This is a genomic window from Pseudescherichia sp., assembly GCF_031979925.1.
Taxonomy (GTDB): domain Bacteria; phylum Pseudomonadota; class Gammaproteobacteria; order Enterobacterales; family Enterobacteriaceae; genus Pseudescherichia.
The window spans coordinates 244,775-270,209 of record NZ_DALZFB010000005.1 but is presented as its reverse complement, the minus strand read 5'-3'; the positions used below and the strand labels follow the sequence as shown (position 1 = coordinate 270,209).

The 25,435-nt window shown below is 57.5% G+C and carries 22 protein-coding genes; 7 read left to right on the top strand and 15 right to left on the bottom strand.

The features are described 5' to 3' along the window. Positions 1 to 23 precede the first annotated feature (23 nt). The 14 genes from murG to leuO form a co-directional block, all read right to left on the bottom strand. Positions 24 to 1,091 (bottom strand): undecaprenyldiphospho-muramoylpentapeptide beta-N-acetylglucosaminyltransferase, encoded by a 1,068-nt coding sequence (murG, locus tag RTM13_RS11515; protein WP_312212154.1) that lies wholly within the window; start codon positions 1,089 to 1,091, stop codon positions 24 to 26. Continuing rightward, positions 1,088 to 2,341 (bottom strand): cell division protein FtsW, encoded by a 1,254-nt coding sequence (ftsW, locus tag RTM13_RS11510; protein WP_312212153.1) that lies wholly within the window; start codon positions 2,339 to 2,341, stop codon positions 1,088 to 1,090. Before ftsW ends, murG begins: the two co-directional genes overlap by 4 nt. After that, positions 2,341 to 3,657: a UDP-N-acetylmuramoyl-L-alanine--D-glutamate ligase gene (murD, locus tag RTM13_RS11505; RefSeq protein ID WP_312212152.1), complete on the bottom strand. Its 1,317-nt coding sequence runs from the start codon at positions 3,655 to 3,657 to the stop codon at positions 2,341 to 2,343. Before murD ends, ftsW begins: the two co-directional genes overlap by 1 nt. Before the next feature lie 2 nt (positions 3,658 to 3,659). Further along, positions 3,660 to 4,742 carry a phospho-N-acetylmuramoyl-pentapeptide-transferase gene (mraY, locus tag RTM13_RS11500; protein WP_042390449.1) on the bottom strand — a complete coding sequence of 361 codons (1,083 nt, stop codon included), beginning with the start codon at positions 4,740 to 4,742 and terminating at the stop codon, positions 3,660 to 3,662. Beyond that, positions 4,736 to 6,094, bottom strand: a complete 1,359-nt coding sequence (gene murF / locus RTM13_RS11495) for a UDP-N-acetylmuramoyl-tripeptide--D-alanyl-D-alanine ligase (RefSeq protein WP_312212151.1) — start codon at positions 6,092 to 6,094, stop codon at positions 4,736 to 4,738. The genes mraY and murF overlap by 7 nt, the downstream gene beginning before the upstream one ends. Further along, on the bottom strand, positions 6,091 to 7,578 hold the full coding sequence (gene murE, locus RTM13_RS11490) for a UDP-N-acetylmuramoyl-L-alanyl-D-glutamate--2,6-diaminopimelate ligase (protein ID WP_312212150.1): 1,488 nt from the start codon (positions 7,576 to 7,578) through the stop codon (positions 6,091 to 6,093). Before murE ends, murF begins: the two co-directional genes overlap by 4 nt. After that, positions 7,565 to 9,331, bottom strand: a complete 1,767-nt coding sequence (ftsI, locus tag RTM13_RS11485; RefSeq protein ID WP_144817638.1) for a peptidoglycan glycosyltransferase FtsI — start codon at positions 9,329 to 9,331, stop codon at positions 7,565 to 7,567. The genes murE and ftsI overlap by 14 nt, the downstream gene beginning before the upstream one ends. 15 nt (positions 9,332 to 9,346) lie before the next feature. Then, complete coding sequence (gene ftsL / locus RTM13_RS11480) at positions 9,347 to 9,712, bottom strand: cell division protein FtsL (RefSeq protein ID WP_312212149.1); 366 nt, start codon at positions 9,710 to 9,712, stop codon at positions 9,347 to 9,349. Then, a complete protein-coding gene (gene rsmH / locus RTM13_RS11475) occupies positions 9,709 to 10,650 on the bottom strand; it encodes a 16S rRNA (cytosine(1402)-N(4))-methyltransferase RsmH (RefSeq protein ID WP_312212148.1) in 942 nt (313 codons plus the stop codon). The genes ftsL and rsmH overlap by 4 nt, the downstream gene beginning before the upstream one ends. A 2-nt stretch (positions 10,651 to 10,652) precedes the next feature. Next, complete coding sequence (mraZ, locus tag RTM13_RS11470; protein WP_042390438.1) at positions 10,653 to 11,111, bottom strand: division/cell wall cluster transcriptional repressor MraZ; 459 nt, start codon at positions 11,109 to 11,111, stop codon at positions 10,653 to 10,655. A 621-nt stretch (positions 11,112 to 11,732) separates the two neighbouring features. Then, positions 11,733 to 12,737 carry a catabolite repressor/activator gene (gene cra / locus RTM13_RS11465; protein ID WP_312212147.1) on the bottom strand — a complete coding sequence of 335 codons (1,005 nt, stop codon included), beginning with the start codon at positions 12,735 to 12,737 and terminating at the stop codon, positions 11,733 to 11,735. A gap of 181 nt (positions 12,738 to 12,918) precedes the next feature. Continuing rightward, a complete protein-coding gene (ilvN, locus tag RTM13_RS11460) occupies positions 12,919 to 13,410 on the bottom strand; it encodes an acetolactate synthase small subunit (protein WP_103820721.1) in 492 nt (163 codons plus the stop codon). A 2-nt stretch (positions 13,411 to 13,412) separates the two neighbouring features. After that, positions 13,413 to 15,137 (bottom strand): acetolactate synthase 3 large subunit, encoded by a 1,725-nt coding sequence (gene ilvI, locus RTM13_RS11455; RefSeq protein ID WP_312212146.1) that lies wholly within the window; start codon positions 15,135 to 15,137, stop codon positions 13,413 to 13,415. 311 nt (positions 15,138 to 15,448) lie between these two features. Continuing rightward, positions 15,449 to 16,414, bottom strand: coding sequence for a transcriptional regulator LeuO (gene leuO, locus RTM13_RS11450; RefSeq protein WP_409456035.1), 966 nt, complete (start codon positions 16,412 to 16,414; stop codon positions 15,449 to 15,451). A gap of 605 nt (positions 16,415 to 17,019) precedes the next feature. On the opposite strand from leuO, the gene leuL reads away from it, so the two are divergent. The 6 genes from leuL to RTM13_RS11425 all read left to right on the top strand — a co-directional run bounded on the left by leuL (position 17,020) and on the right by RTM13_RS11425 (position 22,298). After that, entirely contained in the window at positions 17,020 to 17,106 is an 87-nt protein-coding gene (gene leuL, locus RTM13_RS20205; protein WP_103820724.1) for a leu operon leader peptide, read from the top strand. Between the two features lie 95 nt (positions 17,107 to 17,201). Beyond that, positions 17,202 to 18,773: a 2-isopropylmalate synthase gene (leuA, locus tag RTM13_RS11445; protein WP_312212144.1), complete on the top strand. Its 1,572-nt coding sequence runs from the start codon at positions 17,202 to 17,204 to the stop codon at positions 18,771 to 18,773. Beyond that, complete coding sequence (gene leuB / locus RTM13_RS11440) at positions 18,773 to 19,864, top strand: 3-isopropylmalate dehydrogenase (protein WP_312212143.1); 1,092 nt, start codon at positions 18,773 to 18,775, stop codon at positions 19,862 to 19,864. Before leuA ends, leuB begins: the two co-directional genes overlap by 1 nt. 2 nt (positions 19,865 to 19,866) lie before the next feature. Further along, on the top strand, positions 19,867 to 21,267 hold the full coding sequence (leuC, locus tag RTM13_RS11435) for a 3-isopropylmalate dehydratase large subunit (RefSeq protein ID WP_312212142.1): 1,401 nt from the start codon (positions 19,867 to 19,869) through the stop codon (positions 21,265 to 21,267). Positions 21,268 to 21,277: 10 nt separating this feature from the next. Next, positions 21,278 to 21,883 (top strand): 3-isopropylmalate dehydratase small subunit, encoded by a 606-nt coding sequence (gene leuD, locus RTM13_RS11430; protein ID WP_312212141.1) that lies wholly within the window; start codon positions 21,278 to 21,280, stop codon positions 21,881 to 21,883. Between the two features lie 202 nt (positions 21,884 to 22,085). Beyond that, the gene (locus tag RTM13_RS11425; protein WP_312212140.1) at positions 22,086 to 22,298 is read left to right on the top strand and encodes a YdgH/BhsA/McbA-like domain containing protein; all 213 of its coding nucleotides are present in this window, start codon (positions 22,086 to 22,088) and stop codon (positions 22,296 to 22,298) included. A gap of 98 nt (positions 22,299 to 22,396) precedes the next feature. Here the strand turns inward: RTM13_RS11425 and RTM13_RS11420 are convergent, their stop codons facing one another. Continuing rightward, positions 22,397 to 23,575: a sugar efflux transporter gene (locus RTM13_RS11420; RefSeq protein WP_312212139.1), complete on the bottom strand. Its 1,179-nt coding sequence runs from the start codon at positions 23,573 to 23,575 to the stop codon at positions 22,397 to 22,399. 184 nt (positions 23,576 to 23,759) lie between these two features. Between RTM13_RS11420 and sgrR the strand changes: the two genes are divergently transcribed. After that, positions 23,760 to 25,415 carry an HTH-type transcriptional regulator SgrR gene (gene sgrR / locus RTM13_RS11415; protein ID WP_312212138.1) on the top strand — a complete coding sequence of 552 codons (1,656 nt, stop codon included), beginning with the start codon at positions 23,760 to 23,762 and terminating at the stop codon, positions 25,413 to 25,415. Positions 25,416 to 25,435 lie beyond the last annotated feature (20 nt).

Below are 25,435 nucleotides of genomic sequence, written 5' to 3'. Positions count from 1 at the left end.
CGACGCAAAAGGCGTCGCGATGGTTAAGCCTGTGCAGCAAGGCTTACGGCTTTTGCTACCCGGTCGGTAGCATCAGGAATGGCTGCGGCGCGCGCGCGCTCGGCCATCCCCAGTAACGTAACGCGATCCCAGCTCGCCAGCGTCTCGACGACGGAATCAACGGTAAACTGCGGCTGCTCAAGGATCTTCGCCGCGTGCACCTGCTCAAGCGGCAGCGCATTCCAGTACTGCTGCCGATCCTTATGTTGGAACGGCACAAACAGCGCGGGCAGCCCAGCGGCAGCAATCTCGCTTACCGTCAGCGCCCCGGAGCGACAAACCACCACGTCGGCCCAGGCGTAGGCCGCAGCCATATCATCAATAAACTCGGTCACGCGGTGCTGCGGCTGACCGGCGTCGGCATAAGCCTGCTCAACCGTCTGCTGCGCCCCTTTCCCGCTCTGGTGCCAGATGGTCACCGCATCGCCAAGCTTTGCGGCTACCTGCGGCAGCGTCTGGTTCAGCACCCGTGCGCCCTGCGAGCCGCCCACGACCAGTACGCGTACCGGTCCTTCACGGCCAGAGAGGCGATCCGCCGGTAGCGGTAGCGCCAGCACGTCGGTACGTACCGGGTTACCCACCACGTCAGCCTGCGGAAACGCGCCGGGGAAGGCCTGCATCACCTTGGTGGCGATCTTCGCCAGCCATTTATTGGTCAGCCCGGCAATGCCGTTCTGCTCGTGCAGCACGACTGGAATGCCCAGCGACCAGGCGGCGAGGCCGCCCGGCCCGGAGACATAGCCGCCCATCCCCAGCACCACATCCGGTTTGAAGCGCTGCATGATCGTCCGCGCCTGACGCCAGGCGTTAAAGATACGCAGCGGCGCAAGCAGCATGGCCTTCAGCCCCTTCCCGCGCAGGCCGGAGATGCGAATAAAGTCGATCTCGATACCGTGTTTTGGCACCAAATCCGCTTCCATACGATCGGCGGTACCCAGCCAGCGAACCTGCCAGCCCTGGGCCATTAAATGGTGCGCAACCGCCAGGCCGGGGAAAACGTGCCCACCCGTGCCGCCTGCCATCACCATTAACCGCTTCGGTTGCCCACTCATCGAACACCTCGTGTAAACGCCTGGGCTTTTTCCAGACGCGTTTCATAATCTATACGCAACAGCATCATGATCGCCGTCGACATAATTAACAGGCTGGAGCCACCGTAGCTGATCAGCGGCAGCGTCAGACCCTTGGTTGGCAGCATCCCGGCGGCCGCGCCAACGTTGACGAGTGCCTGAAAACTAAACCAAATACCGATCGAACAGGCCAGGAAACCCGAGAAGCGATGGTCAATATCCAGCGCTTTCCGTCCAATAGACATCGCACGGAAAGCGACGAAGAATACCATCAAAAGCGCCAGTACCACACCGATATAACCCAGTTCTTCGCCGATAATGGAGAAAATGAAGTCGGTATGTGCCTCCGGCAGGTACTCCAGTTTTTGTACCGAATTGCCCAGGCCCTGTCCCCAGAACTCGCCCCGGCCAAAGGCCATCAGCGACTGGGTCAGCTGGTAGCCGCTGCCAAAGGGATCTTCCCATGGGTTCCAGAACGAGGTGACGCGGCGGATACGGTAGGGTTCGGCGAGGATCAGCAGCACTACGGCAGAGATGCCCATCCCGATAATGGCAATAAACTGCCATAGCTTGGCCCCGGCGAGGAACAGCATGGCGAGGGTAGTGACAAACAGCACCACCACGGTTCCGAGGTCAGGCTGCGCCAGCAGCAGCACCGCCAGCACCAGAATCACGCCCATCGGCTTTAAGAAGCCGCGCAGGTTATTACGCACCTCATCCACCTTACGCACCAGGTAGTTGGCGAGGTAGCAGAAGAGCGACAGCTTGGTGAACTCGGCAGGCTGGAAGCGCATTACGCCAAGGTCGATCCAGCGCGACGCCCCGTTAATCGAGCTGCCTACCAGCAGTACCAGCAGCAGCATGACAATAGAGGCGATCAGCATCGCCGAGCTCCAGCGCTGCCAGAACTCCATCGGCAGGCGCAGGGTGATCATCGCCATACAAAACGCGAGGAAGATGTAGAGCGCATCGCGTTTGGCAAAGAAGAAGGGATCGTTGGTCAGGCGCTGCCCTACCGGCATCGAGGCGGAGGTCACCATAATAAAGCCTACCGCCGCGAGGCCAAAGGTCAGCCACAGCAGCATCCGGTCGTACATGACCAGGCTATCGGTATCTTTCTCACGCGAGCCCATGACCCAGCCCTTGAGCGCCGCAAACAGCCACTCCAGGATACCGAATCCCGGTAGACGCGGCATGCGTGGCAGCCTCAGACGAGGGAGTGATAAGCGCATTAGCCTAACTCCTTCGCCAGACGGGTGAACTCATCGCCCCGTTGTTCAAAGTTCTTAAACTGATCGAGGCTGGCACAGGCGGGTGACAGCAGCACCATATCGCCAGGCGTGAGCTGCGGCGCGATAAGACGCATCGCCTGCTCCATTGTCTCGGTCTGTTCGGCAATCTCAGGGCGCAACGCCGCCAGCTCTGCGCCGTCACGGCCAAAGCAGTAGAGACGCACATTATTACCGTTCAGGTAGCGGCTCAGCGGTGAGAAGTCTGCCGACTTGCCGTCGCCGCCCAGCAGCAGGTGCAGGGTACCGTCTACGTGCAGGCCGTTAAGCGCCGCTTCGGTGCTGCCGACGTTGGTGGCCTTGGAGTCGTTGATCCAGCGCACGCCGTTGTGCTCCAGCGCCAGCTGGAAACGGTGCGCGAGACCGGTAAAGGTGGTTAATGCCTTCAGGCTGGTGGCGCGCGGCAGGCCTGCGGCATCCGCCAGCGCCAGCGCCGCCAGGGCGTTGGTGTAGTTGTGCTGGCCGCTGAGCTTCATCTCTTTAACGTTTAGCACTTTCTCACCCTTCACCCGCAGCCAGGTTTCGCCCTGCTGGCGGTTGAGGTGATAGTCGCCCACGTCAACGCCAAAGCTGATGCAGCGCTCGTCCGCGCCGCGTACCGGCATGGTCAGGGCATCGTCGGCGTTGACCACGCAGACTTTGGCATTCTCAAAAATGCGTAGCTTGGCGGCACGGTACTGCTGTAGGCCAAACGGATAGCGATCCATATGGTCTTCAGTGACGTTGAGGATTGTCGCCGCCACGGCGCGCAGGCTGGAGGTCGTCTCTAACTGGAAGCTGGAGAGCTCCAGCACGTACAGCTCGCGGTTGCTGTCGAGCAACATCAGCGCCGGCAGACCGATATTGCCGCCAACGCCGACGTCAACGCCCGCCGCTTCCGCCATCTCGCCCACCAGCTTAGTCACGGTGCTTTTGCCGTTAGAGCCGGTGATCGCAATCACCGGTGCCTGAGCTTCACGCACAAACAGCTCGATATCGCCGACGATCTCTACGCCAGCCTCGGCGGCCGCGCTCAGCGAAGGGTGCGCCAGGGCGAGACCGGGGCTGGCAACGATCAGATCCGCCGCCAGCAGCCAGTCGTCATTCAGACTACCAAGGTGGCGCTCCACCGACTCCGGCAGCTTCTCCAGCCCCGGTGGCGCGGTGCGCGTATCCATCACCCGCGGCGTTACGCCACGCGCGAGGAAAAAGTCCACGCAGGATAGCCCGGTTAACCCTAACCCAATGATGACGACCTGTTTACCCTGGTAATCTGCCATGATTAACGCACCTTCAGCGTAGCCAGGCCAATCAGCACCAGCATCAGCGAAATAACCCAGAAGCGCACGATGACGCGTGGCTCCGGCCAGCCTTTCAGTTCATAGTGGTGATGGATCGGGGCCATACGGAAGATACGCTGTCCACGCAGCTTGAAGGAGCCCACCTGCAGGATCACCGACAGGGTCTCCACCACGAATACGCCACCCATGATCACCAGCAGGAACTCCTGACGCAGCAGCACGGCGATAATGCCCAGCGCGCCGCCCAGCGCCAGCGAACCGACATCGCCCATGAAGACCTGCGCCGGATAGGTGTTAAACCACAGAAAGCCCAGCCCTGCCCCGACGATAGCCGTACAGACGATCACCAGCTCACCGGCGTGACGCAGGTAGGGAATGTGCAGATAGCTGGCAAAGTTCATGTTGCCGGTTGCCCAGGCGACCAGCGCAAAGCCTGACGCCACCAGCACGGTAGGCATAATCGCTAAGCCGTCGAGGCCGTCGGTAAGGTTCACGGCGTTGCCGGTACCGACGATGACGAAGTAGGCCAGCAGAATATAGAGGATGCCCAGCTGCGGCATAACGTCTTTAAAGAACGGCACGACCAGCTGCGTAGCCGGGGTATCGTTGCCCACCAGATAGAGCGCAAAGGAGACGCCCAGGGCGATGACCGACATCCAGAAATATTTCCAGCGGGCGATAAGGCCCTTGGTATCTTTGCGCACCACCTTACGGTAGTCGTCGACAAAGCCGATGATGCCGTAGCCCACCAGCACCACCAGCACGCACCAGACGTAGGGGTTAGAGGGGTAAGCCCACAGGAGTACCGACACCACAATCGCGGTAAGGATCATGATCCCGCCCATCGTCGGCGTGCCGCGCTTGCTGAAGTGTGATTCCGGACCGTCGTTACGAACAACCTGGCCAAACGAGAGCTTTTGCAGGCGGGCGATCATGCGCGGCCCCATCCATAAGGAGATGAAGAGCGCGGTCAGCAGGCTGACAATGGCGCGAAACGTCAGATAGGAAAAGACGTTAAAGCCCGAATAATATTTGACCAAATGCTCGGCCAGCCAAACTAACATGTCCCATTCTCCTGTAATGCGCGTACTACCTCTTCCATGGCAGCACTACGTGAACCTTTCACCAAAATGGTAATAATCTGCTGCTCTGCAATCAGCGTCTTGAGACGCGCGATCAGCGCAGCTTTATCGTTAAAATGTTCGCCAACGCCGCTGGCGTCGGAGATACCTTTGCTCTGAACGCCCACGCTCAGCACGCGATCGAGGCCGGAGGCTTTCGCCGCCTCACCCACCTGCTGATGGCACGCTTCGCTCTCATCGCCCAGCTCGGCCATATCGCCCACCACCATCACCCGGTAGCCCGGCATCTCGGAGAGCACCTGCGCCGCCGCGGTCATCGAGCCGACGTTAGCGTTGTAGGAGTCGTCGAGCAGAAGCTGGTTTTCCGCAAGCTGAATGGGAAACAGACGTCCCGGCACGGCCTTCAGCTTCGCCAGCCCGGCTTTCACCGCGTCCAGCGGTGCGCCCACCGCCATCGCCAGCGCCGTTGCGGCCAGCGCGTTAGCAATGTTGTGACGACCCGGCAGCGGCAGCAGCACCTCAACGTTGCCGGTTGGGGTTTGCAGCGTGAAGGTGGTCCCGTGCGAGGTCACATGCACGTTATTGGCAGTGAAGTCGCTGTTAGCTGCGTTCGGTGAGAAGCGCCAGATTTTGCGCTCGCCGATAACGCTCTGCCAGTTCAGCCAGTCGTTGTTGTCCGCGTTCATGATCGCCACGCCGTCGAGCGGCAGGCCGGTAAAGATCTCACCCTTCGCCTTCGCCACGCCCGCCAGCGAGCCGAAGCCCTCCAGGTGTGCGGCTGCCAGGTTGTTGACCAGCGCCGCTTCCGGACGGGTCAGGCTAACGGTCCAGGCGATTTCGCCCTGGTGGTTAGCCCCCAGCTCGATCACCGCATACTGGTGCTCTTTCGTCAGGCGTAGCAGTGTCATCGGCACGCCGATGTCATTATTTAGGTTGCCTGCGGTATAAAGCGTATTGCCGCACTCGCTGAGGATGGCGGCGGCCATCTCTTTCACCGAGGTTTTACCGGAGGAGCCAGTGAGCGCGACCACGCGGGTTGGCACCTGCTGGCGCACCCAGGCCGCGATTTCGCCAAAGGCGAGACGGGTATCCTTCACCACCAGCTGGGGCAGATCGCAATCGAGCTTGCGGCTGACCAGCAGCGCGCCCGCGCCGCCTGCCTTCGCCTTATCGGCAAAGTCATGGGCGTCGAAGCGTTCACCTTTCAGAGCCACGAACAAACAGCCCGGCGTTAGCTGGCGGGTATCGGTGGTGACGGCATCAATAGTCAGACTCTGGCCGTGCAGCTCGCCGTTAAGGATCTGGGCCAGCTCGCTAAGTGTTACGCTAATCATGCCACCACTCCCAGCAGACGCGCGGCGGTGACGCGGTCGGAATAGTCGAGACGGCGGGTGCCGACAATCTGATAATCTTCATGGCCCTTACCGGCCAGCAGCACGACGTCGTTCTCTTTCGCCTGCATAATGGCGCTGGTTACCGCTTCGGCGCGGCCTTCCACCACCCGGGCGCGACCTGCATCGAGCATGCCAGCGAGAATATCGTTAATGATGGCGCGTGGCTCTTCGGTACGCGGATTGTCATCGGTGACAACCGGAACGTCGGCAAACTCTTCGGCAATGGCACCCATCAGCGGACGCTTGCCCTTGTCACGATCGCCGCCGCAGCCAAAGACGCACCACAGCTTACCGGTGCAGTGCAGGCGCGCAGCCTGCAGCGCTTTCTCCAGCGCGTCCGGAGTGTGGGCGTAATCCACCACTACCGTCGGTTTACCTGGCGCGGTGAAGACCTCCATGCGGCCACATACCGGCTGCAGGCGCGAGGCCGTCTTCAGCAGATCGCTCAGCGGGAAGTCAAGCGCCAGCAGGGTTGCCAGCGCCAGCAGCAGGTTGCTGACGTTAAACGCCCCCATCAGGCGACTTTCGATCTCGCCCTCGCCCCAGGAGGAGGTGAAGCGCACCGTGGCACCGCTGTCGTGATAGCTTACCGCCTCGGCTTTCAGCCAGCGGCCATGACAGTCGGGATTGATGTGCCCTTCCATAGAGACCGCAACGGCGTCCGGCAGGTTAGCCAGCCAGCGGCGGCCTACTTCGTCATCGGCGTTAACGATCGCCTGTCCGTAGTGGTGCGCGGAGAAGAGCTGCCATTTTGCTGATTCGTAGCCCGCCATATCCCCGTGATAATCGAGGTGATCGCGGCTCAGGTTAGTGAATACTGAGGCACGGAACTTGAGGGCGGCGACGCGGTGCTGTACCAGGCCGTGGGAGGAGACCTCCATCGCGGCAAAGGTTGCCCCCTGCCCTGCCAGATCGGCAATCACATGCTGAACGTCAATGGCGGAGCCGGTGGTGTTTTCGGTTGGGATCACCTTGCCCAGCAGGCCGTTGCCTACCGTACCCATGACCGCGCTGGTTTCACCCAGCAGCTGTGCCCACTGCGCCAGCAGCTGGGTAGTCGTGGTTTTGCCGTTGGTACCGGTGACGCCCACCAGGCTTAAACGCTCGGCAGGCTCATTATAAAATCGTCCGGCCAGCGCGGAGAGGCGCTCGTTGAGCTGGCTAAGGTAGATAACCGGCACGCCGTGAACTTCACGGATCTCACCGTCGGCGGCCTCGCCTTTTGCTTCCGCAATGATGGCCGCCACGCCCTGTGCTATCGCCTGCGGGATATACCGACGCCCGTCCGCCTGGTGGCCCACTACCGCCACAAAGAGATCGCCCGCTGCCGCCACGCGACTATCGAGTGTCATTTCCCGCAAAGCTCGCGCAGGCAAATTCGATACCCACGGAGCGAGAAGGTCGCGCAAATTACGATCTGCCACCTGTTCCCTCGCCTTCATTAATCACAAATTCACTTTTTTCGCCCGTTGCTAACGCGTCCGGCTCGATGTTCATGGTGCGCAGTACGCCGCCCATAATGGCTCCGAAGACCGGTGCGGAAACGGCACCACCGTAGTATTTACCCGCCTGCGGATCGTTAATGACCACCACCAGCGCAAAACGCGGCTGGCTGGCGGGCGCGACGCCCGCGGTGTAGGCAATGTATTTATTGATATAGCGTCCGTCCGGCCCGACCTTTTTCGCGGTACCGGTTTTAATGGCGATGCGATAGCCTTTGATGGCGGCCTTCACGCCGCCGCCGCCGGGCAGCGCCACGCTCTCCATCATGTGCACCACGGTACGAACGATGGATTCCGGGAAGATACGCTCGCCCGGAACGGGCGGATCAACTTTGGTGATCGACAGCGGACGGTAGATGCCGTAGCTGCCGATTGTTGCGTAGACTCGCGCTAACTGTAACGGGGTTACCATTAGCCCGTAGCCGAAAGAGAAGGTGGCCCTCTCTATGTCAGACCACCGTTGTTTTTGAGGATATAAGCCACTGCGTTCTCCGACCAACCCCAAATTGGTCGCTTTTCCCAGGCCAAAACGCGAGTAAGTTTCTACCAGCGCTGAGGAGGGCATCGCTAACGCCAGCTTTGATACACCGACGTTACTCGACTTCTGTAGTACCCCGGTCAGGGTCAATTCGCTGTAGCGCGCCACGTCTTTGATCTCGTGGCCGTTAATACGGTAAGGGACAGTATTCAGAACGGTGTTCTCTCTGACCACGCCGCGCTGCAGAGCGGTCATCACCACCATTGGCTTCACGGTAGAGCCAGGTTCGAATACGTCGGTAATGGTACGGTTACGCATCACGTCTTTCTGCGTACCGCTGAGGTTGTTCGGGTTGTATGAGGGGCTGTTCGCCATTGCCAGCACTTCGCCGGTGTTAACGTCTACCAGCACGGCACTGCCGGATTCGGCCTTGTTAAAGGCCACGGCGTTGTTCAGCTCGCGGTAGACCAGCGCCTGAAGCCGCTCGTCGATGCTCAGGGCAAGGTTGTGCGCCGCCTGGCTGTCAGTGGAGGAGATATCTTCAATCACCCGGCCATAGCGGTCTTTACGTACGATGCGCTCGCCGGGCTGACCGGTAAGCCACTTATCAAAGCTCTTCTCGACCCCTTCAATGCCCTGGCTGTCGACGTTGGTAAAACCTATGAGGTGAGCGGTTACTTCGCCGGAGGGATAGTAACGACGCGACTCTTCCCGCAGATGAATACCGGGCAGCTTCAGTTTTTTAATGTAATCGCCGATATCCGGGTTTACCTGGCGAGCAAGGTAGATAAAGCGGCCTTTCGGGTTGGCGTTCACGCGGGCAGCCAGCTGATCGAGCGGAAGGTGCAGCGCATCCGCCAGCGCTTTCCAGCGGTTGTCGAGCGTAATGCCGCCGGCGTCATGCAGCTCTTTCGGATCGGCCCAGATCGCCTTCACCGGCACGCTCACCGCCAGCGGGCGGCCGGAGCGGTCGGTGATCAGGCCACGAGAGGTAGAGACCTCCTGCACGCGCAGCGAGCGCAGATCGCCCTGGCGCACCAGCATATCCGGGTTGATAACCTGTAACCATGCGACGCGTCCCAGCAGAAACGCCAGCGCCAGTAAAATACATCCGCAAAGCAACGCAAAACGCCAACTCACAAAGTTGGCCTGCTCTTCCTGACGTTTTGGTTTAAGCGTCTTCACCGCTGCTTTCATGCGTCGCGTAAGTCCTTATTTCTGTACTACAATGTTTTCTTGTGAAGGATCAACATGCTGCAGCTGCAGCTTATCGGTTGCGATCCGTTCAACGCGGCTGTGATCGCCGAGGGCGTTCTCTTCAAGGATCAGGTTGCGCCACTCGATATCCAGCGCGTCGCGCTCGAGCACCAGCTGTTCACGCTGCGCCGTCAGCAGACGGGTATGGTGCGCAGTCGTCACGACCGTCACCGCCGTCACAATGATGCAGATGAACAGACAGAGCGGCAGTTTCCCAAAGCGCAAGAGATCGTCCGCGATCACGCCAGGCAAAGCATGGCGCTCGGTGTTTCCTAACGACCCTTTTACTTTGCTAAAGGTCTCTGCCACCCTGCCGATCATGCGTTCGTCCTCTCTGCGATACGCAGCACTGAACTACGGGCGCGTGGATTCTCTGCCACCTCTTCTTCGCCCGGCATCAACTTGCCTAACGCTCGCAGATAACGGCCGCCCAGTTTACTGAGCTGAGCTTCGGTCATCGGTAACCCGGCTGGAACCTGTGGACCCCGGCTCTGCTCACGCATAAAGCGTTTTACAATGCGGTCCTCCAGCGAGTGGAAGCTGATGATCGACAGCCTGCCCCCTGGGGCCAGCACGTCGAGCGAGTTTTTTAGCGCCTGCTCTATCTCCTCCAGTTCACTGTTTACCCAGATGCGCACCGCCTGGAAGGTACGGGTCGCGGGATGTTTATGCTTATCCTTCACCGGAGTGGCGGCGGCAATCACCTCTGCCAGCTCTTTGGTTCGGGTCATCGGCTCAATGCGGTTACGCTCCACGATGGCGCGGGCGATACGTTTGCCGAAGCGCTCTTCGCCAAAGGTTTTGATCACCCAGGCGATATCGGCTTCGTCAGCGGTTTGTAACCATTCGGCGGCGGACTGGCCGCGAGTAGGATCCATACGCATGTCCAGCGGACCGTCGCGCATAAAGGAGAAGCCACGTTCAGGATCGTCAAGCTGCGGTGAGGAGACACCAAGATCGAGAAGAATGCCGTCGATCTTGCCAGCAAGATCGCGCTCGCGAACGTAGTCCGCCAGCGCGGAAAAAGGTCCGTGCACAATTGAGAAGCGTGGGTCGTCAATGGTTTTAGCGATAGCAATCGCCTCCGGATCGCGATCGATTGCCAGCAGCCGTCCTTCCGCTCCCAGCTGGGAGAGGATCAGGCGCGAGTGGCCACCGCGACCAAAAGTTCCATCTATGTAGATGCCGTCAGGACGAATGTTCAGGCCGTTTACGGCCTCGTCGAGCAGTACCGTTGTGTGTTTAAAATTTTCCATCATCGTTATAGAGACAAATCCTGCAATCGCTCTGAAAGTGGTTCAGAGCCTGACTGCTCAGCGTCGATATCTTCCTTGACCCGTTGATACCAGGTCGTTTCATCCCACAGCTCAAACTTGTTAAACTGCCCGACCAGCATCACTTCTTTGTTCAGTCCGGCATGGTGCCGTAAAACGGGAGCAATCAATAAGCGCCCCGCGCTATCCATCTGACATTCACTGGCATGTCCCAGCAGTAAACGCTGCACGCGCCGCTCTGCGGGATTCATGCTCGACAGACGCGATAATTTTTGCTCAATAATTTCCCATTCCGGGAGGGGGTAAAGCAGCAGGCAGGCGTGGTGGATGTCAATGGTACAGACCATCTGACCGGCAGCATGCTCGACAAGTTGTTCCCGGTAGCGAACAGGTACGGACAACCGACCTTTACTGTCGAGATTAACTAACGTTGCCCCACGGAACATGCCAGTTTCACCTCAAAATCAACCTTTCACCACTTTATCCCACAAATCCCCACCGAGGGAGTTTACGGAGCGGAGGAAAAGCTTGTCAAGCCAGCACTGAGGCTAACGAGTCTGAAACAACCACGATTAATAGTGGATAACAGCTCCGTACAAAATGTGCTCAACGCGCGCTGCAAATTAACGTCATGAATATTTGCAAAAAAAATAATGACTCCGCATGAGAGAGAAAAAAGCCTGAGTCCCGATGCGGATTAAATATAAAGTGTCAGTTTGCGACGCGGGCAGCATTTTAAGCCATATTGTCAATGGTTAACAGCGCCAGTTGCAGGCGGAGCAGCGTCAGGTCAGTTGTTGAGAGCAGAAGTGAATTGTCACAGCAAAAAAAAGGTCATTAATTCAGCGGCCCTACCGTAGATGTAACAAAACAATACAAAATTAACGCGCCGTTACCTCCTTTTCCCCAAAAAAAATGCGTTTTAAGAATAAAGGGAAATTTTAAAAATAGCGGCCTATGGATTTTAAGGATTAATCCGAGCCTTAATTTACGTTAATACGTGAATGGCTTTCATATAGAAGGAAGCGCTAAAATCAAAAGGCAGCTCTCGCTGCCTTTAAAAAAATTCAAACCCGATTCAGCACGCCGCGGCGGTAGAGATTGCGCCGGATGCGGCTCAGGCCAGGCTTCGGCTTACGCGGTTCGTCGAGGCTGGCCAGCACGATCTCCAATACCCGCTCCGCCACATCGCGATGGCGCTGAGCCACGGCCAGTACCGGACACTGCAGGAAGTCCAGCAGCTCATGATCGCCAAAGGTGGCAATCGCTAAGTTAGCTGGCAGATGGCCGTCGCGGCGCAGGGTCACATCCATTACCCCCTGCAGCAGGGCAAACGAGGTGGTAAACAGCGCCTGCGGCATCGGGTTGCTCTCCAGCCACTTATCAAAAAGTTGTGCGGCAGCTTCGCGCTCGTAGCTGTTGGCGTAAAGGAAGCTCACCTCGCGCGGATCGTCTTTCCAGGCGGTGCGGAAACCCTGCTCGCGCAAAAAGCTGACCGAAAGCTCCGGGAGCGCCCCCAGATAGAGGACGTTCTCGGCCGGGAAGGTGCGCAGCTCCGCCGCCAGCATCTCGGCATCGTCCTGATCCGCACCGACCACGCTGGTGAAGTGCTCCCGGTCTAACGCGCGGTCCAGGGCAACGATAGGAAAAGCGTCGTTGGCCCAGCGCTGGTAGAACGGATGCTCCGGCGGAAGCGACGTCGATACGATGATAGCATCGACCTGGCGCTGTAGAAGATGCTCAATGCAGCGCATCTCGTTATCCGGCTGGTCTTCGGAACAGGCAATGAGGAGTTGATAGCCGCGCTGGCGCGCCTGCCGCTCAAGGTAGTTAGCAATGCGGGTATAGCTGGTGTTTTCCAGATCGGGGATCACCAGGCCAATCGATCGCGTGCGTCCTGCCCGCAGCCCGGCGGCTACCGCATTCGGATGGTAGTTATGCTCGCGCACGACGGCCATGACTTTTTCAACGGTTTTATCGCTGACGCGGTACTGCTTCGCTTTGCCGTTGATCACATAGCTTGCTGTGGTACGTGAGACGCCGGCAAGCCGGGCGATTTCATCCAGTTTCACAATTGCCTCTCAAAGAAAAAAGGATACTCCATAACCTTTTTTGGAATATAGGTTTAATTCCATAACATCTAAACGCAGAATAGTCACTGCGGCAACCGCTTTCGCTCAGCCTTCCGTCTGTTTTCGCAAAAAAAAGCCCGACGCGATCCGCCGGGCTGCTCATTTTGCCGTTGCCTTCAACCTAACGCATGATTTTATCACCGCGCGACAGGCCAACTACCCCGGAGCGGGCAACCTCGACGATTTTCGCCACGTCGCGGATAGAGGCCAGAAACGCATCCAGCTTATCGCTGGTGCCGGCAAGCTGCACCGTATAGATCGAGGGAGTCACGTCAATGATCTGACCACGGAAGATCTCCGCGTTACGCTTCACCTCCTCCCGGCCATAGCCGCTGGCCTGGATCTTCACCAGCATGATCTCGCGCTCGACGTGCGCCCCCTGCCCCAGCTCGCTGACGCGCAGTACGTCCACTAGCTTATGTAGCTGCTTCTCGATCTGCTCCAGCACTTTGGCATCGCCTACCGTCTGGATAGTCATGCGCGAGAGAGTGGGATCGTCAGTCGGGGCCACGGTCAGGCTCTCAATGTTGTAGCCACGCTGGGAGAAGAGACCAATCACGCGTGACAGCGCACCCGATTCGTTCTCCAGTAACACAGATAATATCCGGCGCATAATCAGGTTCTCTCCGTTTTGCTTAACCACATCTCATCCATGCCGCCTCCACGGATCTGCATGGGATACACGTGTTCACTGCCATCAACGGTCACGTCGACAAACACCAGACGGCCATTTTTCACCTGCGTCAGGGCCTCGCTCAGCTTCGCTTCCAGCTCATCGGGGCGGGTAATTTGGATACCCACGTGGCCGTAGGCTTCGGCCAGGCGGGCAAAGTCCGGGAGGGATTGCATATAGGACTGCGAGTGGCGGCCGGAATAGATCATATCCTGCCACTGCTTCACCATCCCGAGATAGCGGTTATTAAGATTCAGCACCAGCACCGGCAGCTCATACTGCAGCGCCGTCGACAGCTCCTGAATGTTCATCTGGATACTGCCGTCGCCGGTCACGCAGACCACCGTCTCTTCCGGCAGAGCCATCTTTACCCCCAGCGCGGCAGGCAGGCCAAAGCCCATCGTGCCGAGGCCGCCGGAGTTGATCCAGCGTCGCGGCTTATCGAAAGGATAATAGAGGGCAGCAAACATCTGGTGCTGGCCTACGTCAGAGGTGACGTAGGCATCGCCATCGGTCAGACGCCAGATAGCTTCAATCACCGCCTGCGGCTTGATGCTCTCGCTCTGGGTGTCGTACTTCAGACACTGACGGGCGCGCCAGGTATCGATTGTTAGCCACCAGTCGCGAATGTCGTCGAGGGGCTGAACGCTCTCCTCCTGGGCCAGCAGCTCCAGCATCTGCTCCAGCACCAGCCGGGCGTCGCCTACGATAGGAACGTCCGCCGCCACCGTTTTCGAGATCGAGGTTGGGTCGATATCGATATGCAGCACCGTGGCGTTCGGGCAGTATTTCATCAAATTGTTGGTGGTGCGATCGTCGAAGCGCACACCAACGGCAAAGATCACGTCGGAGTGGTGCATCGTCATGTTGGCTTCGTAGGTGCCATGCATCCCCAGCATCCCCAGCGCCTGGCGGTGGGTAGCCGGAAACGCGCCTAACCCCATTAATGACGAGACGACCGGCAGGTTCAGCTTCTCGGCCAGCTCGCGCAGCTGTTTATCGCAGGCGGCGTTGATCGCCCCGCCCCCAACGTAGACCACCGGCTTTTTGGCGGCGATCAGCGTCTGTAAGGCGCGCTTGATCTGTCCCTTATGTCCCTGAGTAGTGGGGTTATAGGAGCGCATGCTCACCGACTCCGGCCAGACGTAGGGCAGCTTATTGGCGGGGCTCATGATGTCTTTCGGCAGATCGACCACTACCGGACCAGGACGGCCGGTGGAGGCCAGCCAGAAGGCTTTTTTCAGGATGCCGGGAATATCTTCCGCCTGCTTGACCAGGAAGCTGTGTTTCACCACCGGGCGGGAGATCCCCACCATATCGCACTCCTGAAAAGCATCGTAGCCTATCAGCGAGGTGGCAACCTGTCCGGAGAGCACCACCAGCGGAATAGAGTCCATATAGGCGGTGGCAATACCGGTAATCGCGTTGGTTGCGCCAGGCCCGGAGGTGACCAGCACCACGCCCACTTCGCCAGTGGCGCGCGCCAGCCCGTCCGCCATATGGACCGCCGCCTGCTCGTGCCGCACCAGCACATGCTCAATGCCGCCGACCGTGTGCAATGCGTCGTAGATATCAAGGACGGCCCCTCCAGGGTAACCAAAGACCTGCTTTACCCCCTGATCGATGAGCGATCGGACGACCATCTCGGCTCCAGACAACATCTCCATGACTTGCCTCCAGGCATATATATAGTGTCAGTTACCTTAACTGCTGATTACGGGGCAGGCAATTAGCAAACGATTAGCGTTGCAGCAGGTTAAAAGAGGAAGCTGGAGGTGAATAAAAAGTTATTAGTGGATTTAACTGCAATAAGGAAAGCGAATGATGCTTCATCATTTGAAACGGGCCATGTACAGCAATTCATCCATTTTTCACCCGCCGACAAAGCATAGATAAAAATCACATTAGTCAAAAATAGCGTAGACGAGCCTGTTTGCAGCATAAACCGGATAGCAGCTACCCGGTTTCGATCGCTGGCTTATACGCGACGGCAGACGTCAATTAATAGCTCTTCCATCCACTGATGGCCTTTATCACGCCCGGCTGCCTCGTGCCATGACAGGAAACAGGTACGGCTATTACGCTTTAACGGCAGCGGCATAATTTGTAGCTCCAGACTGTCGGCAAATTTTTCGCTTAACCAGCGTGGTGCAATGCAGACCAGCTGAGTTTGCGAGACGACGTTAAGCACGCTAACCAGCGCCATTCCCTGGTAGGCGATACAGCTCTGTTTATCCGGCGTGTCATACCATGGCTGGCTAAAAGAGGCATAACGTTCGAGAGAAACTACCGCATGCTCCTGTTTATATATATCGGCCTCGGTTAAGGGGTGATATATATGTGGATGTTTTTTACTGGCGACCAGTACCATTTCATCATTAAAAAGCGGCAGGCAGGAGAACTCTGGACGCTTAAACTCTTCATAGCCAATAACAAACCCAGTTTCCTGATAGCGCAGCTGATGCTCAATATTTTTATCCAACGCTGAGCTAAAGACCAAATGAATGTTAGGTGCTTCTTTTTCAACACGATTATAGATAATTGACGTCAGCCAGGTATCCAATGGGCTACAGATACAGATATGGAAAATACGCTCGCTTTTAAGCGGATCAAAGCCAGAGCCGGGAAGTTCATTTTGAATAAGCTGTAATGCCTGGTGAACCGAGCCAAAAAGCTGATAGGCTCGTGCCGTAGGCTTGATCCCACGGCCATAGCGGGAGAAGAGATCGTCGTTAAACAGCACCTTCAACCGGGCTACCGCGTTGCTGACCGCCGGCTGCGACATGCCGAGATTGCGCGCGGCTCGGGTGATGTTTTGCTCCTGCATAACCGCATCGAAAACGGTTAATAAATTAAGATCGACCTGACGGAGCTTTGTTTTCATATCATAGGGTATCGAGAGGTATTCATCTTTGGCTTCTGACATTTGTGACTCCACTGTCATGCTAAACTCCTTTTGCTGGCAAGCGAATAGCCTGGCTATAAATATGGCATACAGGACATATAAATAGGCAAAAGCAGTATGTTACAAATTTATAAAAAATACAGTGTAATTTTGGATAACCTGACGAGAGTCACACGCTCGACGCTACGTTCTTTTATTATCCAACGCATAACCTGAACAGTATGCGCGCAATAAAAACATAATCATCATGAATAATCAAAGCGATATATACTTAAAATAAAATTCAGATTTTCTAAAATCAACTAATTAAATATTGGTAAAATGAATATTGATTGTATCACTTTTGTGATCAAACATATAAAAAACACATTATAAAAATATTAAACCTTGCTAAATCAAGCGAGTAAGCCGCGTTTTTTATCTATGACAATGTATATGTATTTGTAAGTAAAATATATTCAGATACAGCCCTACGCAAAAACGCAGCGCGCATAATGAAAATGTTTTGCCTGAAGTGTCCTAAATAGCACAATAAACTAACCAGCCCGATCCCACCTGCACCCTTTTTTCCACCTCTGCTGTTGACATCACTTAGCATATCCAGTACCACTAAAAGCATATCGATTTCATCTGGAGCCTGACGCATGATTCGCAACGTTCGTATCGCCGGTCTACTACTACTAAACGCATCCTCATTGCGCGGTGGACTGGTGGGCGACAAACAGAGTTAAGTCAGCTTCCGGTTAAAACAGAGAACCCGCGCCAATGCGCGGGTTTTTTTATGCTCGTAGCACAAGGCGACTTCCGACAGACAAGGACCTAAACCATGAGCCAGCAGCACGTTACCATTTTCGATACCACCTTACGCGACGGTGAACAGGCGTTACAGGCAAGCCTGAGTGTAAAAGAGAAACTGCAGATTGCACTGGCGCTTGAGCGTATGGGCGTAGACGTGATGGAGGTAGGCTTTCCGGTCTCTTCTCCGGGCGACTTTGAGTCCGTACAGACCATCGCTCGTCAGGTGAAAAATAGCCGCGTCTGTGCCCTGGCGCGCTGCGTGGAGAAAGATATCGACGTGGCGGCAGAGTCGCTGAAGGTCGCTGAGGCTTTCCGTATCCATACCTTTATTGCTACCTCCCCGATGCACATCGCCACTAAGCTGCGCAGCACCCTGGACGAGGTGATCGAACGCGCGGTCTATATGGTCAAGCGCGCACGTAACTATACCGACGACGTCGAGTTCTCCTGTGAGGATGCGGGCCGTACCCCGATTGCCGATCTGGCGCGGGTGGTTGAGGCGGCGATTAACGCCGGGGCGAAGACCATCAATATTCCGGACACCGTCGGCTACACCATGCCCTTCGAGTTCGCCAATATCATTACTGGCCTGTATGAGCGCGTGCCTAACATCGATCAAGCCATCATCTCTGTTCATACCCACGACGATTTAGGCCTCGCCGTTGGCAACGCCATCGCGGCGGTCCATGCCGGGGCACGCCAGGTTGAAGGTGCGATGAACGGTATCGGCGAGCGCGCCGGTAACTGCTCGCTGGAAGAGGTGATCATGGCGATTAAGGTGCGTAAGGACATCATGAACCTGCAAACCCGCATCAATCACCAGGAGATCTGGCGCACCAGCCAGATGGTCAGCCAGATCTGTAATATGCCTGTACCGGCGAACAAGGCGATTGTTGGCACCGGCGCGTTTGCCCACTCCTCCGGTATTCATCAGGATGGCGTGCTGAAGAACCGTGAAAACTACGAAATCATGACCCCGGAGTCTATCGGCCTGAACCAGGTGCAGCTGAACCTGACCTCCCGCTCTGGCCGTGCGGCGGTGAAGCATCGCATGGATGAGATGGGCTATAAAGAGAGCGACTACAGCCTGGATAACCTGTATGACGCTTTCCTGAAGCTGGCGGATAAGAAGGGTCAGGTGTTTGATTACGATCTGGAAGCGCTGGCCTTCATCAACAAGCAGCAGGAGGAGCCAGAGCACTTCCGCCTGGACTACTTCAGCGTGCAGTCCGGCTCCAACGCGATGGCCACCGCCTCCGTGAAGCTGGTCTGCGGTGAGGAGGTGAAAGCCGAAGCTGCCAACGGCAACGGTCCGGTGGATGCTGTCTACCAGGCGATTAACCGCATCACCGACTACGATATCGAGCTGGTGAAGTACCAGCTGAGCGCCAAAGGCCATGGTAAAGATGCCCTCGGCCAGGTGGATATCGTGGCGAACTATAACGGCCGTCGTTTCCACGGCGTGGGCCTGGCGACCGACATCGTTGAGTCCTCTGCAAAAGCGATGGTACACGTGCTGAATAACATCTGGCGCGCCAACGAAGTTGAAAAAGAGCTGCAGCGTAAAGCAATAAAAGAAAACAACCAGGAAACCGTGTGATGTCTAAAAATTATCATATTGCAGTTTTGCCGGGCGACGGTATTGGCCCGGAAGTGATGGCGCAAGCCCTGAAAGTACTGGAAGCAATTCGTCAGCGTTTCTCCCTGCACATCTCCACCAGCCACTACGACGTGGGCGGGATTGCCATTGACCGCCACGGTAACCCGCTGCCGCAGGCCACCGTTGTTGGCTGCGAGCAGGCCGACGCCATTCTGTTCGGCTCGGTCGGTGGCCCGAAGTGGGAACACCTGCCCCCGGCCCAGCAGCCAGAGCGCGGCGCGCTGCTGCCGCTGCGTAAGCACTTTAAGCTGTTCAGCAATCTGCGTCCGGCGAAGCTGTATCAGGGGCTGGAAGCCTTCTGCCCGCTGCGGGCGGACATCGCCGCTAACGGCTTTGATATTCTCTGCGTACGCGAGCTGACCGGTGGGATCTACTTCGGCCAGCCAAAGGGCCGCGAAGGCAGCGGCCCGCATGAAAAAGCGTTTGATACCGAGGTCTATCACCGTTTCGAGATCGAGCGCATCGCCCGCATCGCCTTTGAGTCCGCGCGCAAACGCCGGAATAAAGTGACCTCTATCGATAAGGCTAACGTGCTGCAAACTTCCCTGCTGTGGCGCGAGATCGTTAACGAGATCGCCAAAGAGTATCCGGACGTTGAGCTGGCGCATATGTACATCGACAACGCCACCATGCAGCTGATTAAGGATCCGTCCCAGTTTGACGTTCTGCTCTGCTCCAACCTGTTTGGCGACATCCTCTCCGACGAGTGCGCGATGATCACCGGCTCGATGGGGATGCTGCCCTCGGCCAGCCTCAACGAGCAGGGCTTTGGCCTGTATGAGCCGGCAGGCGGCTCCGCTCCGGACATCGCCGGGAAAAATATTGCTAACCCGATTGCTCAGATCCTCTCCCTGGCCCTGCTGCTGCGCTATAGCCTGAACGCCAACGATGCGGCGGACGCGATTGAAGCCGCCATTAACCGCGCGCTGGAAGAGGGTGTGCGCACCGGTGACCTGGCCCGCGGCGGCGCGGCGGTCAGTACTGATGAGATGGGCGACATTATTGCCCGCTACGTAGCGGAAGGGGTGTAATCATGGCCAAGAGTTTGTATGAGAAGTTGTTTGACGCCCACGTGGTCTATGAAGCGCCGAACGAGACCCCACTGCTCTATATCGATCGTCACCTGGTGCATGAGGTAACCTCTCCGCAGGCGTTTGATGGCCTGCGCGCGCACCATCGTCCGGTGCGTCAGCCGGGTAAAACCTTCGCCACCATGGATCACAACGTCTCGACCCAGACGAAAGATATCAACGCCTCGGGCGAGATGGCGCGCATTCAGATGCAGGAGCTGATTAAGAACTGCAACGAGTTTGGCGTAGAGCTGTACGATCTGAACCACCCCTACCAGGGCATCGTCCACGTGATGGGGCCGGAGCAGGGCATCACCCTGCCGGGGATGACCATCGTCTGTGGCGACTCCCACACCGCCACTCACGGCGCATTTGGTGCGCTGGCATTCGGGATCGGCACCTCGGAAGTAGAGCACGTGCTGGCAACCCAGACCCTGAAGCAGGGCCGTGCCAAAACCATGAAGATTGAGGTGCAGGGCCACGCCGCAGCGGGTATTACCGCAAAAGATATCGTACTGGCGATCATCGGCAAGACCGGCAGCGCGGGCGGTACCGGCCACGTCGTCGAGTTCTGCGGTGAAGCCATTCAGGCGTTGAGCATGGAGGGTCGGATGACCCTGTGCAACATGGCCATCGAGATGGGCGCTAAAGCCGGTATCGTCGCCCCTGACGAAACCACCTTTAACTACGTCAAAGGCCGTCTGCACGCGCCGAAAGGCAAAGATTTCGATGACGCAGTGGCCTACTGGAAGACGCTGAAGTCTGACGAGGGCGCGACCTTTGATACCGTCGTCACATTGCAGGCGGCAGAGATTGCCCCGCAGATCACCTGGGGAACTAACCCAGGCCAGGTCATCGCCGTGGGTGAAAACATTCCCGATCCAGCTTCGTTTGCCGATCCGGTTGAGCGTGCCAGCGCAGAGAAGGCGCTGGCCTATATGGGCCTGAAGCCGGGCATCCCGCTGACAGAAGTGAGCATCGACAAGGTATTTATCGGCTCCTGCACCAACTCGCGCATTGAAGACCTGCGCGCGGCGGCAGAGATTGCCAAAGGGCGTAAGGTTGCACCGGGCGTTCAGGCGCTGGTGGTACCTGGCTCTGGCCCGGTGAAGGCCCAGGCAGAAGCGGAAGGCCTGGATAAGATCTTTATTGAGGCGGGCTTTGAGTGGCGTCTGCCGGGCTGCTCCATGTGCCTGGCAATGAACAACGATCGCCTGAATCCAGGCGAGCGCTGCGCCTCTACCAGCAACCGCAACTTTGAAGGCCGCCAGGGGCGCGGGGGACGTACCCATCTGGTCAGCCCGGCCATGGCCGCCGCCGCCGCCGTCACCGGCCACTTCGCCGATATTCGCAGCATCAAATAAGGAGACCATCATGGCAGAGAAATTTACCCAGCATACCGGCCTGGTGGTCCCTTTGGATGCCGCTAACGTCGATACCGATGCGATCATTCCGAAGCAGTTCTTACAGAAGGTCACACGTACCGGCTTCGGCGCGCATCTGTTTAACGACTGGCGCTTCCTCGACGACCAAGGCGAGCAGCCAAATCCAGAGTTCGTGCTGAACTTTCCGCAGTATAAAGGCGCCTCTATCCTGCTGGCGCGGGAGAACTTTGGCTGCGGCTCCTCGCGTGAGCATGCGCCGTGGGCGCTGACCGACTATGGCTTTAAGGTAGTGATTGCCCCGAGCTTTGCCGATATCTTCTACGGTAACAGCTTTAACAACCAGCTGCTGCCGGTCACGCTGAGCGATAGCGAGGTGGATGAGCTGTTTAGCCTGGTGCAGAGCAATCCCGGCATCACTTTTGTAGTGGACCTGGAGGCGCAGAAGGTCATCGCCGGGGAGAAATCCTACAGCTTCAATATCGACGCGTTCCGTCGCCACTGCATGTTAAACGGTCTGGACAGCATTGGCCTGACGCTGCAACACGAAGAGGCGATCTCCGCCTACGAACAGCGGCAGCCTGCCTTTATGAGCTAAACAATATCGGTTTTAAACACGATTAACGGCGAGGAGCGATCCTCGCCGTTTTTTTATATGTTGAATTCCTTAGCTTTCTTAAATTAGTTAATGGTCATTATAAAATAGTGTTGACGTGCATAGCCGATCGCGCCTATCATTTATCTATCGATCGTTAACTAATTAACGACCCCAGACAAAATCAAGCTTAAGGATTACCATCATGAAATCGATTAAAACTCTCGTTGCTGCCGTTGCTCTCTCCACCCTCTCATTTGGTGCGTTTGCCCAGAGCGTCACTGCCAGCGGTACCACCATTGATGATGCCGAGGCGAAAATTGCCGCTCAGGCCCAGCAGGCCGGTGCCTCTTCCTATAAAATCACCGAAGCTAACGTCAACAACAACGTGCATATGACGGCTGAACTGTATAAATAAGTGCTGTATTGCCCGGCGGCGCAGGCTTGCCGGGCCTACAGGTTCAACGCCGTTTGTAGTCCCGGTAAGCGTAGCGCCACCGGGCGTGTTATTGTTAATTACACATCTCTCACCCGCACTGTCAGCCCCAGCGTCAGCAGTGAAATCCCCGCGATAACCCAGTAGACCGCCCCATGGCCATAGCTTTGCGCCAGCGCCCCCTGAATCACCCCCGCCAGAATCACCCCGGTAGAGATACTGTTGGTAAACAGCGTGGTGGCCGAACCCGCCCGCCCAGGCATCAGATCCTGAAACCAGAGCATGCCGATCCCGGCAACTATCCCGATAAACACCGCGTTGAAGAGCTGTAGAAGCAGCAGCGCCTGTTCGCTATGGAAGAAGAGCAGGCCAATATAGAACAGCACCCCCGCCGCTACCGCCAGAGTCATCATCCGCCGCTTGCCGATGCGTTTGACGTAGTAGCCAGCAAGGATCATCGCCGGGATCTCCAGCCCGGCGGCAGTGCCCATCAGGATCCCCGCCAGCCGATCGGGCAGGCCGAGATCTCCGCTGATCCACAGCGGCATATCGATGATGTACATGGTATTGCAGGTCCACATCAGCGTGGAGGCGATAAACAGCTTGCGCACGTTGCCATCGCGCCAGCCGCTAATCTGCGTCACCGCCACGTCCGCAGGCTGCTCTACCCGCGCCACCGACGGTAGGATCAGCGCAATCAGCGCGAAGCTGATGATAAAGATCCCGGCAGCAATAGAGAACATGGCGGTAAAGCCGTAGTTTAGCGCCAGCATAAAGGCCAGCGGCGGGCCAATCACCCACGCCAGCGAGAGCTGGGCGCGCATCACCGAGCTGAACATCACCACCTCCCGGGCCGAGCTGTCGGCATACTCCCGGGCAAGGGCAAAGAGCTGCGGCATGGCGGTGTTGGCCAGCGAAGCCAGCAGCACGCCGCAGGTGATCAGCGTCAGGTAGTGACGGTTAAAGGCGAACAGCAGCGCATTGCCCACCGCCATCAAACAGCAGAACATGATCAGCCTGCGGCGATCGCCCTGGCTGTCGGATCGTTTCGCCAGCCACAGACTGACAAGGATCCCGGCGATGGCGTTGACGGTGTAGAATAATCCCACCCAGAACGGCTCGGCACCTACCTCGCGGCTAAGAAAGAGGCTAAGCGTGGGTGCCTGTAGCGCCCCGGCAATGCCCATCATAAATGCAACGATCATAAACGCGGCATAGACCCCGTTTAGCCGCCTTCCCATTGTCATCAGCCAGAGCATAAGCATCCTTTTAGGGTGTGAGAAAATAAAAAAGCCAGCAGAATCATAGCTGCTGGCGTGGCGATAAGCACCAATACTCAGTCACACAGATGAAAGCAGTTGGGCACCGCTTTCATCTGCAAGGATTATTGGCTTAATATAGGGAAAAATAAATTGCTGAGTTTTCGCCGGGAGTTCCCCTTTTATGTCCTCTGGTCGTCTGCAACAACAGTTTATCCGCCTGTGGCAGTGCTGTAGCGGCGCATCCCAGGAGACAACGCTTAGCGAGCTGGCGGAGCAGCTAAGCTGTTCCCGCCGCCATATGCGGACCCTGCTCAACGCCATGCAGCAGCGTGGCTGGCTGACGTGGGAGGCGGAGGCCGGTCGCGGCAAACGCTCGCGGCTCACCTTTCTCTATACCGGCCTCGCACTCCAGCAGCAGCGGGCGGAGGATCTGCTGGATCAGGATCGCATCGATCAGCTGGTGCAGCTGGTAGGCGATAAAAGCGCTGTCCGGCAGATGCTGGTTTCACACCTTGGCAGAAGCTTTCGTCAGGGTCGGCATATTCTGCGCGTGCTCTACTATCGGCCGCTGCGTAACCTGCTGCCCGGCACGGCGCTGCGCCGCTCGGAAACCCACATTGCCCGCCAGATTTTCAGCGCGCTGACGCGGATAAATGAGGAAAATGGGGAACTGGAGCCGGATATCGCTCACCACTGGAAGTGCCTCTCTCCCCTGCACTGGCGCTTTTATCTGCGCCCCGGCATTCATTTTCATCACGGCCGCGAGTTGGAGATGAGCGACGTCATCACCTCCCTGCAGCGGGTTAACGCCCTGCCGCTCTACTCACATATCACAGAGATCGCCTCCCCCACGCCCTGGACACTGGATATTCACCTCTCTCAGCCCGACAGTTGGCTGCCCTGGCTGCTGGGCCACGTGCAGTCGATGATCCTGCCCCAGGAGTGGCCGACGATGGAGAACTTTGCCAGCCTGCCGGTAGGCACCGGGCCGTACGCGGTCACACTTAACAACAGCAACCAGCTGAAGATCCACGCCTTTGATGATTACTTTGGCTTTCGGGCGCTGATCGACGAGGTAAACGTCTGGATGCTGCCCGACGTCAATGACGACCTCAGCGCGGGCCTGACGCTGGAAGGGCCCGGCGGGGAAGAGAAAGCGGTTGAGAGCCGCCTTGAAGAGGGGTGCTACTACCTGCTATTTGATGCCCGCACCCATCGCGGCACCAGCCAGCAGGTACGGGAGTGGGTGAGCCAGATCCTCTCCCCGGCGAGCCTGCTGTATCACGCCGAGGAGCATCATCAGCGCTACTGGTTCCCGGCCTACGGCCTGCTACCACGCTGGCACCATACCCGTCCGGGCGGCAGTGAGAAACCTGCCGGGCTGGAGTCGCTGACCTTGACCTACTACCGGGAACATATTGAGCACCGCGTGCTGGCTCAGACCATGAGCGCCCTGCTGGCGGCGCATCAGGTGACGCTGCATATTCAGGAGGTGGATTACGAGGAGTGGCACAGCGGCGACGCGGTGAGCGATATCTGGCTCAACAGCGCTAACTTTACCCTGCCGCTGGATTTCTCTCTCTTTACCCACCTCTATGAGGTGCCGCTGTTGCAGAAGTGTATTGCCCGTGACTGGCAGGCAGATGCCACCCAATGGCGGGCGGGTGAGATGAACCTGGCCGCCTGGTGTCAGCAGCTGCTGGCGGGCAAAGCGATCGTGCCGCTGATCCACCACTGGCTGATGATCCAGGGGCAGCGTAGCATGCGCGGCCTGCGGATGAATACCCTGGGCTGGTTTGATTTTAAATCGGCCTGGTTTGCCCCCCCGGACCCATAAGGCTTTCGGATTTCTTACAT

Coding starts and splice junctions, on each gene's coding strand:
- murG (WP_312212154.1), bottom strand. CDS start 1,091: ATGAGTGGGCAACCGAAGCGGTTAATGGTGATGGCAGGCGGCACGGGT.
- ftsW (WP_312212153.1), bottom strand. CDS start 2,341: ATGCGCTTATCACTCCCTCGTCTGAGGCTGCCACGCATGCCGCGTCTA.
- murD (WP_312212152.1), bottom strand. CDS start 3,657: ATGGCAGATTACCAGGGTAAACAGGTCGTCATCATTGGGTTAGGGTTA.
- mraY (WP_042390449.1), bottom strand. CDS start 4,742: ATGTTAGTTTGGCTGGCCGAGCATTTGGTCAAATATTATTCGGGCTTT.
- murF (WP_312212151.1), bottom strand. CDS start 6,094: ATGATTAGCGTAACACTTAGCGAGCTGGCCCAGATCCTTAACGGCGAG.
- ftsI (WP_144817638.1), bottom strand. CDS start 9,331: ATGAAAGCAGCGGTGAAGACGCTTAAACCAAAACGTCAGGAAGAGCAG.
- ftsL (WP_312212149.1), bottom strand. CDS start 9,712: ATGATCGGCAGGGTGGCAGAGACCTTTAGCAAAGTAAAAGGGTCGTTA.
- rsmH (WP_312212148.1), bottom strand. CDS start 10,650: ATGATGGAAAATTTTAAACACACAACGGTACTGCTCGACGAGGCCGTA.
- mraZ (WP_042390438.1), bottom strand. CDS start 11,111: ATGTTCCGTGGGGCAACGTTAGTTAATCTCGACAGTAAAGGTCGGTTG.
- ilvN (WP_103820721.1), bottom strand. CDS start 13,410: ATGCGCCGGATATTATCTGTGTTACTGGAGAACGAATCGGGTGCGCTG.
- ilvI (WP_312212146.1), bottom strand. CDS start 15,137: ATGGAGATGTTGTCTGGAGCCGAGATGGTCGTCCGATCGCTCATCGAT.
- leuO (WP_409456035.1), bottom strand. CDS start 16,414: ATGACAGTGGAGTCACAAATGTCAGAAGCCAAAGATGAATACCTCTCG.
- leuL (WP_103820724.1), top strand. CDS start 17,020: ATGATTCGCAACGTTCGTATCGCCGGTCTACTACTACTAAACGCATCC.
- leuA (WP_312212144.1), top strand. CDS start 17,202: ATGAGCCAGCAGCACGTTACCATTTTCGATACCACCTTACGCGACGGT.
- leuB (WP_312212143.1), top strand. CDS start 18,773: ATGTCTAAAAATTATCATATTGCAGTTTTGCCGGGCGACGGTATTGGC.
- leuC (WP_312212142.1), top strand. CDS start 19,867: ATGGCCAAGAGTTTGTATGAGAAGTTGTTTGACGCCCACGTGGTCTAT.
- leuD (WP_312212141.1), top strand. CDS start 21,278: ATGGCAGAGAAATTTACCCAGCATACCGGCCTGGTGGTCCCTTTGGAT.
- RTM13_RS11425 (WP_312212140.1), top strand. CDS start 22,086: ATGAAATCGATTAAAACTCTCGTTGCTGCCGTTGCTCTCTCCACCCTC.
- RTM13_RS11420 (WP_312212139.1), bottom strand. CDS start 23,575: ATGCTCTGGCTGATGACAATGGGAAGGCGGCTAAACGGGGTCTATGCC.
- sgrR (WP_312212138.1), top strand. CDS start 23,760: ATGTCCTCTGGTCGTCTGCAACAACAGTTTATCCGCCTGTGGCAGTGC.